The sequence below is a fragment of the Citrobacter sp. GW821-FHT07H02 genome (genome assembly GCF_059418505.1).
Window position 1 is genome coordinate 280,816 of sequence record NZ_JBWKPZ010000003.1, and the last position, 15,542, is coordinate 296,357.

Annotated in this window: 13 protein-coding genes; 4 read left to right on the forward strand and 9 right to left on the reverse strand. The window is 53.4% G+C overall.

All coding sequences use genetic code 11. The features are described from left to right. The first annotated feature begins 9 nt into the window (after positions 1–9). On the forward strand, positions 10–672 hold the full coding sequence (gene exoX, locus AC07NP_RS06610) for an exodeoxyribonuclease X (RefSeq protein ID WP_192611904.1): 663 nt from the start codon (positions 10–12) through the stop codon (positions 670–672). Here exoX and ptrB read toward each other — a convergent pair. The 4 genes from ptrB to yebG form a co-directional block, all read right to left on the reverse strand. Then, positions 669–2,729, reverse strand: coding sequence for an oligopeptidase B (gene ptrB, locus AC07NP_RS06615; protein ID WP_494659942.1), 2,061 nt, complete (start codon positions 2,727–2,729; stop codon positions 669–671). The two genes, exoX and ptrB, sit on opposite strands and share 4 nt — an antisense overlap. A gap of 87 nt (positions 2,730–2,816) precedes the next feature. Next, positions 2,817–3,476: a tellurite resistance TerB family protein gene (locus AC07NP_RS06620; RefSeq protein WP_276292080.1), complete on the reverse strand. Its 660-nt coding sequence runs from the start codon at positions 3,474–3,476 to the stop codon at positions 2,817–2,819. A 95-nt stretch (positions 3,477–3,571) separates the two neighbouring features. Continuing rightward, entirely contained in the window at positions 3,572–3,928 is a 357-nt protein-coding gene (yebF, locus tag AC07NP_RS06625; RefSeq protein ID WP_494659943.1) for a protein YebF, read from the reverse strand. Between the two features lie 65 nt (positions 3,929–3,993). Then, positions 3,994–4,284, reverse strand: a complete 291-nt coding sequence (gene yebG / locus AC07NP_RS06630) for a DNA damage-inducible protein YebG (protein WP_494659944.1) — start codon at positions 4,282–4,284, stop codon at positions 3,994–3,996. Between the two features lie 131 nt (positions 4,285–4,415). Here yebG and purT point away from each other — a divergent pair, with 131 nt between their 5' ends. Beyond that, positions 4,416–5,594, forward strand: a complete 1,179-nt coding sequence (purT, locus tag AC07NP_RS06635) for a formate-dependent phosphoribosylglycinamide formyltransferase (RefSeq protein ID WP_494659945.1) — start codon at positions 4,416–4,418, stop codon at positions 5,592–5,594. 61 nt (positions 5,595–5,655) lie between these two features. Here the strand turns inward: purT and kdgA are convergent, their stop codons facing one another. The 3 genes from kdgA to zwf all read right to left on the reverse strand — a co-directional run bounded on the left by kdgA (position 5,656) and on the right by zwf (position 9,856). Beyond that, positions 5,656–6,297, reverse strand: coding sequence for a bifunctional 4-hydroxy-2-oxoglutarate aldolase/2-dehydro-3-deoxy-phosphogluconate aldolase (gene kdgA / locus AC07NP_RS06640; RefSeq protein ID WP_162383794.1), 642 nt, complete (start codon positions 6,295–6,297; stop codon positions 5,656–5,658). Positions 6,298–6,334: 37 nt separating this feature from the next. Continuing rightward, positions 6,335–8,146 (reverse strand): phosphogluconate dehydratase, encoded by a 1,812-nt coding sequence (gene edd / locus AC07NP_RS06645; protein WP_494659946.1) that lies wholly within the window; start codon positions 8,144–8,146, stop codon positions 6,335–6,337. Positions 8,147–8,380: 234 nt separating this feature from the next. Beyond that, the gene (gene zwf, locus AC07NP_RS06650; RefSeq protein WP_203358151.1) at positions 8,381–9,856 is read right to left on the reverse strand and encodes a glucose-6-phosphate dehydrogenase; all 1,476 of its coding nucleotides are present in this window, start codon (positions 9,854–9,856) and stop codon (positions 8,381–8,383) included. 355 nt (positions 9,857–10,211) lie between these two features. Between zwf and AC07NP_RS06655 the strand changes: the two genes are divergently transcribed. Continuing rightward, positions 10,212–11,081 carry a MurR/RpiR family transcriptional regulator gene (locus AC07NP_RS06655; protein ID WP_192611897.1) on the forward strand — a complete coding sequence of 290 codons (870 nt, stop codon included), beginning with the start codon at positions 10,212–10,214 and terminating at the stop codon, positions 11,079–11,081. Positions 11,082–11,174: 93 nt separating this feature from the next. Beyond that, positions 11,175–12,617, forward strand: coding sequence for a pyruvate kinase (gene pyk / locus AC07NP_RS06660; protein WP_494659947.1), 1,443 nt, complete (start codon positions 11,175–11,177; stop codon positions 12,615–12,617). A 48-nt stretch (positions 12,618–12,665) separates the two neighbouring features. On the opposite strand, the gene lpxM is transcribed toward pyk, so the two are convergent. Both lpxM and ptsG read right to left on the reverse strand, forming a co-directional pair. Further along, a complete protein-coding gene (gene lpxM, locus AC07NP_RS06665; protein WP_494659948.1) occupies positions 12,666–13,637 on the reverse strand; it encodes a lauroyl-Kdo(2)-lipid IV(A) myristoyltransferase in 972 nt (323 codons plus the stop codon). Between the two features lie 177 nt (positions 13,638–13,814). Then, positions 13,815–15,248 (reverse strand): PTS glucose transporter subunit IIBC, encoded by a 1,434-nt coding sequence (gene ptsG, locus AC07NP_RS06670; protein ID WP_494659949.1) that lies wholly within the window; start codon positions 15,246–15,248, stop codon positions 13,815–13,817. Positions 15,249–15,542 lie beyond the last annotated feature (294 nt).

Genomic DNA, 15,542 nt, shown 5'->3' on the forward strand with positions numbered 1-15,542 from the left:
GAGCCTCCCATGTTGCGCATTATAGATACAGAAACCTGTGGCCTGCAGGGTGGAATTGTTGAGATCGCGTCAGTTGACGTCGTTGACGGCAAAATTGTGAATCCCATGAGCCACCTGGTGCGTCCTGATCGCCCCATTAGCCCGCAGGCCATGGCGATCCACCGCATTACCGAGGCCATGGTGGCTGACAAACCGTGGATTGAAGACATTATTCCGCTCTATCACGGAAGTGACTGGTATGTCGCGCACAACGCCAGTTTTGACCGTCGCGTTTTGCCGGAGATGCCCGGCGAGTGGATCTGCACCATGAAACTCTCCCGCCGGTTATGGCCGGGAATTAAATACAGCAACATGGCGCTGTATAAATCACGCAAACTGAGTGTGCAGACACCGCCAGGGCTTCATCATCACCGCGCGCTGTATGACTGTTACATCACGGCGGCTCTGCTCATCGATATCATCAACACCTCTGGCTGGTCGGCAGAACAGATGGCCGATATCACCGGTCGCCCTGCGCTTCTCACCACCTTTACGTTTGGCAAGTATCGCGGGAAGGCCGTTTCTGAAGTGGCGGAACGCGATCCGGGCTATCTGCGTTGGTTGTTCAACAATCTTGACAGCATGAGCCCGGAACTGCGTTTAACGCTAAAACACTATCTGGATAACGCTTAAACGTCTGCCTGTCCGGGCAACGTCCCCTGCGCGAGCGCAATCAGGAAAGCGAATTCCAGCGCCACGCCTTCATACGATTTAAAGCGCCCTGATTTGCCGCCATGCCCGGAATCCATGTCCGTACACAGCAGCAGCAGGCGCTCATCGGTTTTGAGTTCCCGCAGTTTTGCCACCCATTTGGCAGGCTCCCAGTACTGCACCTGGGAATCATGCAGGCCGGTGGTGACCAGAAGATGCGGGTAGCCCTGCGCACGGACATTATCGTAAGGACTGTAGCGCTTCATGTAGGTGTAATATTCAGGATCCTGCGGGTTGCCCCACTCTTCAAACTCTCCCGTGGTCAATGGGATCGACTCGTCGAGCATGGTGGTTACCACATCAACAAACGGAACCTGCGCAATCACGCCGTGAAAAAGTTCAGGCCGCTCATTAATCGCAGCGCCCATCAGCATTCCCCCTGCGCTTCCCCCCATTCCATAGCACAATGAAGGCGAACCGTACCCCAGATTGACTAAGGCGTCACAGACATCCAGATAGTCGTTGAAGGTATTTTCCTTTTTCAGAAACTTGCCATCTTCGTACCACTGTTGCCCCAGTTCACCGCCGCCGCGCACATGCGCGATGGCGTAGACAAAGCCCCTATCCAGCAGACTGAGTCGACTGCTGCTGAAGTCGGCATCCATGCTGGCACCGTAGGAACCATAGCCATACACCAGCAGCGGATTATGATGTCTGCGAAAATGCTTTTGATGGTAAACCAGTGAAACTGGCACCTCAGTGCCGTCACGGGCGGTTACCCACACGTGTTCACTGCGATAATTCGCCGCGTCAAATCCTGGGACATTGGTCTGTTTAAGGACCCGTCGCTCACCAGTGTCCATATCCAGTTCAAATAACGTATCCGGTGTCGTCATTGACGAGTAGCCATAGCGCAGGCGTGAGGTTTCCGGTTCCGGGTTGTAGGCAATCCAGCTCACATAAGCCGGATCATCAAAAGCGATCCCCACCACTTCACCTGTTTTGCGGTTTATTTGCCGCAGACTGGTCAACCCGCGCTGGCGTTCTTCCACCACCAGCCAGTCGGTGAAAAGCGTGAACCCTTCCAGCATGATGGCCTCTCGCGGCGGGATCAGCGCTTCCCAGGCGTTTTCATCACGGACACGCGTGCGGTACAGACCGAAATTTTTACCCTGCCGGTTTGAACGCAGATAAAACGCATGCTGGTAGTGATCGAGGCTATATTCATGATCCTTACGGCGCGGTAAAAACACGAACGGTTCAGCATCGGCAAGCTCTGCGTCGAGCAGGCGTACTTCACTGGTCGTCGCGCTGGCGAGTTGGATCACCACATAATGCTGCGACGTCGTTTTATGCAGACTGACATAAAACATATCGTCTTTTTCTTCGTAGACCAGTTCATCGCTGGATGTCGGCGTTCCAACCGTATGACGCCACACCTGGTACGGCAACAGCGTGACGGCGTGTTTACGCACGTAATAGAAGGTCTGTGAATCATTCGCCCACACCAGTTCCGGCTCAACATTATCCAACAGCTCCGGATACCAGTTGCTGGTTTCCAGGTTGCGAAAGCGGATCCCATACTGGCGGCGGGAGAGATAATCCTCTGCCAGCGCCATAAGGCTGTTGTCGGGGGAAATCGCGAGCCCGCCCAGCGTATAAAACTCGCTGTGTGCCGCGCGCTGGTTGCCGTCCAGCAACGTCTCCCATTCATCCCACTCTTCAGTGAACGCCGATTGTCGCTGGTAAATGGCGTATTCACCCCCTGGCTCATAGAGATGCCGGTAGCGGTAGCCATTCTTTATGTAAGGCGCAGAGACATCCTGAGGGGGGATCCTGTCGATAATTTCTTTCAGCACACGCTCCTGGAGCGCTTGCTGAGAAGCCATGACCTTGTGCCCGTAGGCATTTTCCTGATGCAGATAATCCAGCACATCAGGCTGCGCACGGGAGTCGTCGCGCAGCCAGTAGTAGTTGTCGATACGGGTGTCGCCATGCACGGTCATGGCGTGAGGAATTTTGTGCGCTTTTGGTAGCATGTCATTGTTCTTTTGCAATATACACTCTATAAGGTGTGGCAAAAGTTACGCGCAATGCAAGCGAAACATGCGACTTCGCAAAGTGGATTAACCCGGCAACGCCTGTTTTTGTTGTTGCAGATCCCGCTCAATATCTTCCCGGACGTCCTGCGGGATCTTCAGGGCATCGCCCAGCGCGTTGAGGTAGCTGCGCTCCATAAAGTGGTCAATATCGATTGCCGCACAGCTCAGGAAGTAAATTTCCAGCGCCTCTTCTTCATTACGGATCCCCTGCGCCAATCGCTGCGGGTCGAGCGGTTGTTCAATGGCGTGTTCAATGAGCCTCCGCCCCTGCTCTTCCACACCGGCTTCACGCAGTTGTTGTTCAATGGCCGCGCGCTCTTTCGCATCAATATGCCCATCGCTTTTCGCGGCAAAGACCAGCGCCAGAATCAGTCGCTCGGTACGCACATCAAGCGGTGTGCTATGTGTGCCAAACTGCGGTTCATCCTGATGCGCCGTACGGACTTTATCTTTGTATTTGTTCCATAGCACCGTACCGGCGACGGCGCCGCCGCCCACCAGCAACGCGCTGGTGCCGTATTTGGTCAGTAATTTACGAGACGATTTATTGGCGACCAGTAAACCCGCCAGGCCGCCTAACGCGCCAGGCACCAGCAGTTTACTGAGACCCTGATCACCAGAAGACGATGAAGAAGACCCTTTTTGCCCGAGAAGAGATTGTAATTGGTTCAGCCAGTTAGCCATGTAGCCCCCTCAAGTACAGACGATTTGTCGTCAAAGCGTACCCGAGGGGATGTCAGGAAGTGTCTATTTCCGCAAAAGATGCGCAAATTCGGTGATTAGCGCAATTGGTACTCCGCCTTTCCAGCGCCGCAATCGACGCTCACCTGATAGTGGAGATCGGCGCTTTTACCGCGTGCGGTCAGCGGCACTGACCATTTACCCTCTTTGCCCACAATGTCCTGCGCATTTACCCATACCACCGGATCGATTTGCCCCAGCGTTTTTTGATCATCAGTCCAGCGCACAATGCGGTTTTGCTGATAATCACGCTTTACGCTCGCGGCAATACCTTCAGCATCCAGACCTTCACACTTTGGAAACGTCACCGATTTGCTGTCGGGATTATTAGCGGCGAAGGCCGATACGCTGGCGGATAACAACAGCAGGCTCAACAGCGCTCCTCTCTTATTCATACTTTTCTCCTTAGCACATGATTCAGGAAAAGCATGGTACAAAACGTCAGGAGCGCAAGTCAGATTCAGGCGGCCTGGGTATCGTCCTCTGCGGACGCCGCGTTATCAACGGCCTGCGGAGAAGGCAATTTGCCGGTTTTCAGGATTGTACTCAGCACATCCTTCTGTTCAGCCAGCCAGAGAGACAGCGCTTCGCGTTGTTCATCTTCCAGGGCGACCGGAGACTGTTCAAGCCACGTGTCGAGCAAATCTGCTGTATCGAGCATTTTGTCGTATGCATCGGCTTCCTTTTTGCTGGTAAAAGACATCTTCTCCTCACCTTCCCGAATGACTACGTATTTAACTTCAACCGCCATTTTGCAGCCTCTCAATATACCTGTATTTTTGTACAGTATATTACTTTTCGGCATTGAAATCAACCTGGCAATAAAGACAGACGCAAACGTTTTCGTATATACTGCGCCCGGATAAATCAGGGGATATTTTTATGACGTTATTAGGCACAGCGCTGCGTCCGGCAGCGACGCGGGTGATGTTATTGGGTTCAGGCGAACTGGGTAAGGAAGTGGCGATTGAGTGCCAGCGTTTGGGCGTCGAAGTGATCGCCGTCGATCGTTACCCCGACGCGCCAGCGATGCACGTTGCTCACCGTTCGCATGTCATCAATATGCTGGATGGCGACGCGTTACGTCGCGTGGTTGAACTGGAAAAACCGCATTATATCGTGCCGGAAATTGAAGCGATCGCCACCGATATGCTGGTGAAACTGGAGCAGGAAGGGCTGAATGTCGTCCCCTGTGCCCGCGCGACCCAACTGACAATGAACCGTGAGGGGATCCGTCGGCTGGCTGCGGAAGAACTGGCGTTGCCAACCTCCTCTTTCCGCTTTGCAGACAGTGAAGCGAGCTTCCGTGAAGCCGTAGCAGAGATTGGTATTCCCTGTATCGTTAAGCCAGTGATGAGCTCTTCGGGAAAAGGGCAAAGTTTTATTCGCTCTGCCGGGCAACTGGCGCAGGCGTGGGACTACGCGCAACAAGGCGGTCGCGCCGGTGCGGGCCGGGTGATCGTCGAAGGGGTGGTGAATTTCGATTTTGAAATTACGCTGCTGACCGTCAGCGCCGTTGATGGCGTCCATTTTTGCGCCCCCGTCGGCCACCGTCAGGAAGATGGCGATTACCGCGAATCCTGGCAGCCGCAGCAAATGACGCCGCTGGCCCTTGAGCGAGCGCAGGAAATTGCCCGTAAAGTGGTGCTGGCGTTAGGTGGCCACGGCTTATTTGGTGTCGAACTGTTTGTTTGCGGCGACGAGGTTATCTTCAGCGAGGTGTCTCCCCGTCCACACGACACCGGGATGGTCACGATGATCTCTCAGGATCTGTCGGAATTTGCTTTGCACGTGCGCGCCTTCCTCGGCCTGCCCGTTGGCGCGATTCGTCAGTATGGCCCTGCCGCCTCGGCCGTGATCCTGCCGCAGCTCACCAGCCAGAATGTGACGTTTGAGAATGTGCAGGCGGCGGTTGGCGCCGGTCTGCAGGTACGATTCTTTGGGAAACCAGAGATCGACGGCACCCGTCGCCTGGGCGTCGCGCTGGCAACCGGCGTGAGCGTAGAAGAGGCCATCGCACGTGCGAAAGATGCCGCCGCTCAGATAAAAGTCAACGCATAAAAAAACGGGCCAAATGGCCCGTTCTGGCAAAGCCCGGTGGTGTACCGGGCTTTATATTCACTTACTGTTTCGCGCCTTCTACCGCTTCGCGAGCCAGTTGAGTAATGCGGTCGTAATCACCCGCTTCCAGCGCATCGGCCGGAACCAGCCAGGAACCACCGATACACAGCACGCTTTTCAGCGCCAGATAATCACGGTAGTTAGCCGGAGAGATACCGCCAGTCGGGCAGAAACGCACCTGAGAGAACGGACCCGCAATCGCCTGCAGCGCTTTGGTGCCGCCGTTGGCTTCCGCCGGGAAGAATTTGAACTCTTTCAGACCGTAGTCCATACCCAGCATCAGTTCAGAAACGGTGCTGATACCCGGAATCAACGGGATCGTCCCTTCGGTTGCCGCTTTCAACAGAGGCTCGGTCAGACCCGGGCTAATAGCGAACTGCGCGCCAGCTTCAGTGACTTCTGCCAGCTGCTGCGGGTTCAGTACGGTACCCGCACCGATAATCGCGTCTGGCACTTCTTTGGCAATCGCGCGGATAGCATCCATCGCACATGCGGTACGTAAGGTCACTTCCAGAACGCGCACACCACCTGCAACCAGCGCTTTTGCCATCGGCACCGCGTGTTCCAGTTTATTCACCACAATCACCGGAACTACCGGGCCCGTGGTCAGGATTGCTTCCGCACTTGTTTTCCAGTTTTTCATCAGAGTTTTTCTCTCGCCTGATTACAAAATTTTCGTTTTAAAAAGTGATACAGGTTGCGCCCTGCTCCGCACCGGAGAGTTTTTCGCGCAACGCGCTGAACATCTCACGTCCTGTCCCTACTCTTGATGAGCTCAGATCCGGGATGTGAGGCTGGCGAGCGGCAAGTTCCGCTTCATCGACCAGCAGAGTCAGTTCACCTGTCTGTCCGTTCACACGAATGATGTCGCCATCGCGCACTTTCGCCAGTAACCCACCATCGTAAGCTTCCGGCGTGACATGGATTGCTGAAGGCACTTTACCTGAAGCACCGGAAAGCCGTCCATCGGTAACTAACGCAATTTTGAAACAACGGTCCAATAATACACCAAGTGGCGGCATGAGTTTGTGCAATTCTGGCATTCCGTTCGCTTTTGGTCCCTGATGGCGTACGACTACCACGCAATCACGGTCCAACAACCCGGCCTCAAATGCCGGTAATACGTCGTGCTGGCTCTCAAAGACAATGGCTGGTGCTTCAATGATCTGGTTTTCAACCGGTACCGCAGAGGTTTTCATCACTGCACGTCCCAGGTTGCCGCTCAGCACTTTCGTCCCGCCGTGGTGCGAGAACGGCTTATCAAAGGTGGCAATAACATTGCTATCAAGAGACTTCGCAACCCCTTCACGCCAGTCCAGCTCGCCATTGTTCAGCCACGGTTCCAGGGTATAACGAGACAAGCCAAAGCCCGCCACGGTGTTGACGTCTTCATGCAGCAGGCCCGCGTTCAGCAGTTCACGCATCAGTACAGGCACCCCGCCCGCCGCCTGGAAGTGGTTAATGTCCGCCGGGCCATTTGGGTAGAGGCGAGCCATCAGCGGGACGACATCTGAAAGGTCGGAGAAGTCATCCCAGTTGATCACAATACCGGCGGCGCGCGCCATTGCCACCAGGTGCATGGTGTGGTTGGTTGAGCCGCCCGTCGCGAGCAGCGCGACAATACCGTTCACCACCACTTTTTCGTCAATCATTTTACCGACAGGCATCCATTCGTTGCCGTTGCCGGTCAAACGCGTCACCTGACGGGCTGCCGCCGCGGTCAGTGCTTCACGTAGCGGCGCATCGGGATGCACAAAGGAGGAGCCCGGTAATTGCATCCCCATAAACTCCACCACCATTTGGTTGGTGTTGGCGGTACCGTAAAACGTACAGGTGCCTGGCGCATGGTAAGAGGCGGCTTCGGATTCCAGCAGCGCCATACGGTCAACCTTACCTTCGGCATAAAGCTGGCGAATACGAACTTTTTCTTTATTTGGCAGGCCGCTGGCCATCGGGCCAGACGGCACGAAAATAGACGGCAGATGACCAAACGAGAGCGCCGCCATCGCCAGCCCCGGGACGATTTTGTCACACACGCCGAGGAATAACGCCCCATCGAACATGTTGTGCGACAGCCCGACCGCCGCCGACATGGCAATGACTTCGCGACTCAGGAGTGATAATTCCATTCCATCCTGGCCCTGGGTCACACCATCGCACATCGCAGGCACGCCGCCCGCCACCTGACCAATCGCATTCGCCTTGTGCAGCGCTTTGCGGATAATCTCAGGGTAATGCTCATAAGGCTGATGCGCAGAAAGCATGTCGTTATAGGAGGTAATGATCGCGATATTGTTACGCAACATGCTTTTCAGCGACGCTTTATCGTCGGGTTGGCACGCCGCAAATCCGTGCGCCAGGTTTCCGCACGCCAGCTGGGAGCGGTGAACCGTCGACGTTTTCGCTTGCTCAATACGGGCAAGGTAGGCAGAACGTGTCTTGTGAGAACGTTCGATAATACGTTGTGTTACGCGTAACAAATTCGGATTCATAGAGGCTCCTAAAATTTATCTGTCCGGGCCGCAGGATTACCAATGTGTTTCATCAGGGTTAAATAATGCTGAAACGCTTGTAAGCCGTAGCTCAGGGGCAAAATCGTTTCAGTCAGTGTAATAAAAAAAGCCCCGCGGGTGAATCCACGCGGGGCTTAAAAGTGCAAAAATTATTCTGCAATCTGTGTTAGATCATGTTACCGGTAAAATAACACCGTCGTGACAGATGAAGTTTTACTCAAATTCATTCCAGGAACGACCATCGCGGGTGATCATCGCCACTGAGGCAACCGGTCCCCACGTTCCCGCCTGATACGGCTTCGGCGCGTCGTTATCCATCGCCCAGGCTTCTGTGATGGAGTCGACCCATTTCCATGCTTCTTCTACTTCGTCACGGCGCACAAACAGCGCCTGAATGCCCCGCATGGTTTCCAGCAGTAAACGTTCATAGGCATCCGCCAGATGCGTCTGGTTGAACGTTTCGGAGTAACTCAGATCCAGCTTGGTAATTTGCAGGTTATGTTTATGATCCAGACCCGGGACTTTATTGAGTACCTGAATATCCACGCCTTCATCTGGCTGCAAACGGATCGTCAATTTGTTCTGCGGCAGATCCTGCCAGGACTCTTTGAACAGGTTGAGCTCCGGCGTTTTGAAGTAGACGACCACTTCAGAACATTTGGTCGGCAGTCGTTTGCCTGTACGCAGGTAAAACGGCACGCCCGCCCAGCGCCAGTTATCGATATCGACACGAATGGCGACGAACGTTTCGGTATTGCTGCTCTTATTCGCCCCCTCTTCTTCCAGATAACCCGGCACTTTTTTACCTTGCGCGAAACCGGTGGTGTACTGGCCACGAACCGTTTTTTCACGGACGTTCGAACGGTCGATACGACGCAGCGATTTCAGCACTTTCACTTTTTCATCGCGAATACTGTCAGCGCTCAGATCGGACGGCGGTGACATGGCGATCATGCACAGAATTTGCAGCAGGTGGTTCTGGATCATGTCGCGCATCTGGCCGGCCTGGTCAAAGTAGCCCCAGCGACCTTCAATACCCACCTCTTCCGCCACGGTGATTTCCACGTGATCGATGGTGCGATTGTCCCAGTTATTGACGAACAGGGAGTTGGCAAAACGCAGCGCCAGTAAGTTCAGAACCGTCTCTTTGCCGAGATAGTGGTCAATACGGTAAACCTGGCTCTCGTCAAAATATTCACCCACCTGGTCGTTGATTTCACGAGAGGTGGCCAGTGATGTGCCGAGCGGTTTTTCCATGACCACGCGCGCAGGCTTAGCATTCAGCTTCGCCTCGCCTAACCCTTTGCAGATTGCGCCAAAGGTGCTGGGCGGCATCGCAAAATAGTTAATGGTGGTGCGCTCTTTTTGATCCAGCATCTCCCCCAGGCGGGAAAAGGCTGCGGTATCGTTGACATCCAGATTGCAGAAATCCAGGCGACCACTCAGGGTATCCCACAAACCTTCATCAATTGTTTCCTTCATGAAGGTTTCGAGCGCTTCGCGTACCACCTTGGTGTAGGCTTCTTTATCCCAGTCAGCACGACCAACCCCAATAATGCGGGTATCCGGGTTTATCTGACCGGCTTTTTCCAGTTGATACAGGGAAGGCAGCAATTTACGACGCGCCAGGTCGCCTTTCGCGCCGAAAATGACCAGGTCACATGCCTGGGCTGTTTGCGTTACCGCCATGTCATTCTCCTCAGTTAACTATCCTGGTACTTCTGCCAGGTTATAGTTGTAATTTTATTACAGTGCACTGTACTGCTTTTACGTAATTCCGGAAACCGTAAACACTTATCCACCAGTGCGATCCCGGCTTGTCAGGCGTTTTGCGGCATGTTCAGCCACAAAACGGATAAAAAAGTCGTCGTTTTCACACACGTAGCCGACAGCTAAAATCAGACGTCGATCATGTAATGAAAAAAAACAACAACTATTCTATCCATTTTGCCCCCTTAATGGGCACCCGGGGGTAATATCTAACAAAATTGCCTCTCGATTTCCTATATCTCAGAAATCGTCGTCACCATGAGTTTTCTACATCATGAATATGCTGGAAAAAATCCAGGTACAACTGGAACATCTGAGCAAGTCAGAACGCAAAGTCGCCGATGTTATTCTTGCTTCCCCTGATCAGGCCATCCACTCGAGTATTGCGACGCTGGCCCTGGAAGCGAATGTCAGTGAACCTACCGTAAACCGCTTCTGTCGCAGCATGGACACGCGCGGCTTTCCTGATTTTAAACTGCATCTGGCGCAAAGTCTGGCAAATGGCACGCCCTATGTTAATCGCAATGTGGATGAAGATGACAGCGTTGAGTCCTACACGAGAAAAATCTTCGAATCCGCGATGGCCAGTCTCGATCATGTCCGCCAGTCGCTTGATAAATCTGCGGTGAATCGCGCGGTCGATCTGCTGACGCAAGCGAAGAAAATTTCCTTCTTCGGCCTTGGTTCTTCCGCCGCCGTGGCACATGACGCCATGAACAAATTTTTCCGCTTCAACGTTCCGGTCATATACTCCGATGATGTTGTCCTGCAACGCATGAGCTGTATGAATTGTAGCGATGACGACGTCGTTGTGCTCATTTCACACACGGGCAGAACCAAAAGTCTGGTGGAGCTGGCGCAGCTGGCGCGCGAAAACGATGCGATGGTGATTGCACTGACCTCTGCCGGAACGCCACTGGCGCGCGAGGCCACATTAGCGATTACACTTGATGTACCGGAAGATACTGACATTTATATGCCTATGGTCTCTCGACTTGCTCAACTGACCGTGATAGATGTGCTGGCAACCGGATTTACTTTGCGTCGCGGGGCAAAATTCAGAGATAACTTGAAGCGCGTCAAGGAAGCGCTTAAGGAATCGCGTTTTGATAAAGAACTGCTCATAAGGAGCGATGACCGCTAAAAGCAATAACATGCACACCCTTTTCGTCATCCGGCGTTATATCCGGATCAATGTTCACGCAACACCAAGTTGTTTCAGTCAACGGAGTATTACATGTCCAGAAGGCTTCGCAGAACCAAAATCGTTACCACGTTAGGCCCGGCAACTGATCGCGATAACAACCTTGAGAAAATTATCGCTGCGGGTGCGAACGTCGTACGAATGAACTTCTCTCACGGATCGCCAGAAGATCACAAAATACGCGCTGATAAAGTTCGTGAGATTGCCGCAAAACTGGGGCGTCATGTGGCAATTCTGGGCGATCTCCAGGGGCCAAAAATTCGCGTATCGACCTTCAAAGAAGGCAAAGTATTCCTGAACATCGGCGATAAATTCCTGTTAGACGCGAATCTGGGGAAAGGCGAAGGCGATAAAGAAAAAGTCGGTATCGATTACAAAGGCCTGCCCGCTGATGTTGTTCCTGGTGATATCCTGTTACTCGACGATGGTCGCGTACAGCTAAAAGTCCTGGAAGTTCAGGGCATGAAAGTCTTCACCGAAGTGACCGTCGGCGGCCCACTCTCCAACAACAAAGGCATCAACAAGCTCGGCGGTGGCCTCTCTGCAGAAGCGCTGACCGAAAAAGACAAAGCGGATATCGTCACTGCAGCGCAAATCGGCGTTGATTATCTGGCCGTCTCCTTCCCTCGCTGCGGCGAAGACCTGAACTATGCGCGCCGTCTCGCAGGCGAAGCTGGCTGCGATGCAAAAATTGTCGCCAAAGTCGAACGTGCAGAAGCCGTTTGCGACCAGAATGCGATGGATGACATCATTCTGGCTTCCGACGTTGTGATGGTAGCTCGCGGCGATCTGGGCGTTGAAATCGGTGATCCGGAGCTGGTCGGTATTCAGAAGGCCCTGATTCGTCGCGCCCGTCAGTTGAACCGTGCGGTTATTACCGCTACGCAGATGATGGAGTCGATGATCACCAACCCTATGCCGACCCGTGCAGAAGTTATGGACGTGGCCAACGCCGTGCTGGATGGCACCGACGCCGTGATGCTGTCAGCTGAAACCGCCGCAGGTCAGTATCCGGCTGAAACGGTAGCCGCGATGGCGCGCGTCTGTCTGGGCGCAGAAAAAATCCCAAGCATTAACGTCTCTAAACACCGCCTCGACGTGCAATTCGATAATGTTGAAGAAGCCATCGCCATGTCGGCAATGTATGCCGCAAACCACCTGAAAGGGGTGACGGCCATTATCGCCATGACCGAATCAGGGCGTACTGCACTGATGACCTCGCGTATCAGTTCAGGCTTACCGATTTTCGCAATGTCTCGTCATGAGCGTACACTGAACCTGACCTCTTTGTATCGCGGCGTCACGCCGGTGCACTTCGACAGCGCGGCTGACGGCGTTGTGGCGGCAAGTGAAGCGGTTAATTTGCTGCGTGACAAAGGCTATCTGGTGTCCGGCGATCTGGTGATTGTCACCCAGGGCGACGTGATGAGCACCATCGGTTCGACCAACACGACCCGTATTCTGACCGTCGAATAATTTCCCGACGCCAGAAAGTAAAAAGCCTCTCTGACGAGAGGCTTTTTTTTATTTGATTGGATAAAGGTCTTTGCGCTTATACGGCTGAATTTCGCCCGGTTTACGCGTCTTCAGCAGTTTTAAAATCCAGGTGTATTGTTCAGGATGCGGACCCACGAAGATTTCCACCTCTTCGTTCATTCTTCTGGCGATGGTGTTGTCATCCGCCGTCAGGAGATCGTCCATCGGCGGACGCACCAGAATCGATAACCGGTGTGTTTTGCCATCATAGACAGGAAAAAGCGGAACCACGCGGGCGCGGCACACTTTCATCAAGCGACCGATAGCCGGCAAGGTTGCTTTATATGTCGCGAAGAAATCAACAAACTCACTGTGTTCCGCACCGTGATCCTGATCCGGCAGATAGTATCCCCAGTAACCCTGGCGGACAGACTGGATAAACGGCTTAATGCCATCATTACGGGCATGCAAACGCCCGCCGAAGCGACGACGTACTGTATTCCAGACGTAATCAAATACCGGGTTGCCCTGATTATGGAACATGGCCGCCATTTTCTGCCCCTGTGATGCCATCAGCATCGCCGGGATATCAACGCCCCACCCGTGCGGCACCAGAAAAATCACTTTTTCGTTGTTGCGGCGCAGTTCCTCGATAATTTCCAGCCCCTGCCAGTCGATGCGTTTCTGTACTTTTTCAGGACCGCGCATCGCCAGCTCGGCCATCATTGCCATTGCCTGAGGCGCTGTCTCGAACATCTCATCGACAATCGCCTCACGCTCGGCTTCGCTTCGCTGCGGGAAGCAAAGCGACAAATTGATCAGTGCACGACGACGAGAGCTTTTCCCCATACGTCCGGCAATACGGCCCAGTTTGGCCAATATGGGGTCGCGAATTGACGCTGGCGTTAGCGCAATGCCCGCCATCGCAGCGACGCCCAGCCAGGCTCCCCAATAGCGAGGATGGCGAAATGATTTTTCAAATTCAGGGATGTACTCAATGTTATTTTTTTTCGTTTCCATGCTTTTCCAGTGTCTGATGACGCGAATGCGAAAAGTCGATCTGCTGATAGTGTAGCGGCGCGCCGTGCCCCATACAAAGTAAAAATCCGCCTTCGCGGGCGGTAGTCTCTCTTTTTTTCGTCAGACGTAAAAAAGGCAGCCATAAGGCTGCCTTAGTTCTCCCCAACGTCTTACGGCTTAGTGGCTGCGGATGTATTCATCCATTTCAGTTTTCAGGTTATCGGATTTAGTACCGAAAATTGCCTGAACACCAGAGCCCGCCACAACAACGCCCGCTGCACCCAGTTTCTTCAGGCCAGCTTGATCCACTTTCGTCACATCAGCAACGCTGACACGCAAACGCGTGATACAGGCGTCGAGGTTGGTGATGTTATCTTTACCGCCAAATGCCGCAATCAGAGCCGGAGCCATTTCACTGGTCGCGCCAGTTTTGCTGTCTTCGGTGGCATCTTCACGACCCGGCGTTTTCAGATCCAGCGCTTTGATCAGCACACGGAAAATGGTGTAGTAAATAATCGCATAACCTGCACCCACAATCGGGAACAGCCACAGCTTGCTGCTGTTACCGCTCAGCACGATGAAGTCAATCAGACCGTGAGAGAAGGAAGTACCGTCACGCATACCCAGCAGGATACAGATCGGGAACGCCAGACCAGCCAGAATCGCATGAATCACGTACAGGATCGGCGCAACGAACATGAAGGAGAACTCGATCGGCTCGGTAATACCGGTCAGGAACGAGGTCAACGCTGCGGAGATCATGATACCGCCCACTTTCGCGCGGTTTTCTGGTTTAGCAGAGTGCCAGATTGCAATCGCAGCCGCCGGCAGACCGTACATTTTGAACAGGAAGCCGCCAGACAGTTTACCTGCAGTCGGGTCACCCGCCATATAGCGCGGAATATCGCCGTGGAACACCTGACCTGCTGCGTTGGTGTATTCACCAATTTGCATCTGGAAAGGAACGTTCCAGATGTGGTGCAGACCGAATGGCACCAGGCAACGCTCAACGAAGCCGTAGATACCGAACGCAACAACCGGGTTCTGGTATGCGGCCCACTGAGAGAACGTCTGAATAGCAGTACCGATCGGCGGCCAAATGAAGGACAGGATGACACCGGTGAAGATGGCAGCCAGACCAGAAATAATAGGCACAAAGCGCTTACCGGCGAAGAAGCCCAGATACTCAGGCAGCTTGATACGGTAGAAACGGTTGAACATATACGCTGCAATCGCACCGGAGATAATCCCCCCGAGCACACCGGTATCCGCCAGGTGTTTTGCTGCGATTTCTTCAGCAGGTAAATGCAGAACCAGCGGCGCTACCACAGCCATGGTTTTAACCATGATGCCGTATGCAACCACCGAGGCCAGTGCCGAAACGCCGTCGTTGTTAGTAAAACCGAGTGCAACACCGATAGCAAAGATCAATGGCATATTGGCAAAAACAGAACCGCCTGCTTCCGCCATTACGTGTGAAACTACGGCTGGCAGCCAGCTGAAGTTTGCGGAACCGACGCCCAGCAGGATACCTGCGATAGGCAGTACGGATACCGGTAGCATCAGCGATTTACCGACCTTTTGCAGGTTAGCAAATGCATTCTTAAACATAATTGAGAGTGCTCCTGAGTATTTTGTGCTTTCTACGTTCTCACGCATTGGCGAGGGGGGAGAACCCCGCCGTGGACAGGACATCTAAGTGCCCTTTTATTTATTACACAGAGTAAAATAATTCAGATCAATTTTGTTTGACGGCTATCACGTTTCAGCTGTAGCCCATGTCAATATCGTCAAATACTGTCGAAATCCGTATCTGAATGTTTCAAACCGACCATTCACCGCCCATTTTATGGCGGTGAACTCTACGCGTTTTGCGTATTAATTACGAGCTTAAAAAAAACTCTG

Coding starts and splice junctions, on each gene's coding strand:
- purT (WP_494659945.1), top strand. CDS start 4,416: ATGACGTTATTAGGCACAGCGCTGCGTCCGGCAGCGACGCGGGTGATG.
- lpxM (WP_494659948.1), bottom strand. CDS start 13,637: ATGGAAACGAAAAAAAATAACATTGAGTACATCCCTGAATTTGAAAAA.
- pyk (WP_494659947.1), top strand. CDS start 11,175: ATGTCCAGAAGGCTTCGCAGAACCAAAATCGTTACCACGTTAGGCCCG.
- kdgA (WP_162383794.1), bottom strand. CDS start 6,297: ATGAAAAACTGGAAAACAAGTGCGGAAGCAATCCTGACCACGGGCCCG.
- yebF (WP_494659943.1), bottom strand. CDS start 3,928: ATGAATAAGAGAGGAGCGCTGTTGAGCCTGCTGTTGTTATCCGCCAGC.
- yebG (WP_494659944.1), bottom strand. CDS start 4,284: ATGGCGGTTGAAGTTAAATACGTAGTCATTCGGGAAGGTGAGGAGAAG.
- zwf (WP_203358151.1), bottom strand. CDS start 9,856: ATGGCGGTAACGCAAACAGCCCAGGCATGTGACCTGGTCATTTTCGGC.
- ptsG (WP_494659949.1), bottom strand. CDS start 15,248: ATGTTTAAGAATGCATTTGCTAACCTGCAAAAGGTCGGTAAATCGCTG.
- exoX (WP_192611904.1), top strand. CDS start 10: ATGTTGCGCATTATAGATACAGAAACCTGTGGCCTGCAGGGTGGAATT.
- edd (WP_494659946.1), bottom strand. CDS start 8,146: ATGAATCCGAATTTGTTACGCGTAACACAACGTATTATCGAACGTTCT.
- AC07NP_RS06655 (WP_192611897.1), top strand. CDS start 10,212: ATGAATATGCTGGAAAAAATCCAGGTACAACTGGAACATCTGAGCAAG.
- ptrB (WP_494659942.1), bottom strand. CDS start 2,729: ATGCTACCAAAAGCGCACAAAATTCCTCACGCCATGACCGTGCATGGC.
- AC07NP_RS06620 (WP_276292080.1), bottom strand. CDS start 3,476: ATGGCTAACTGGCTGAACCAATTACAATCTCTTCTCGGGCAAAAAGGG.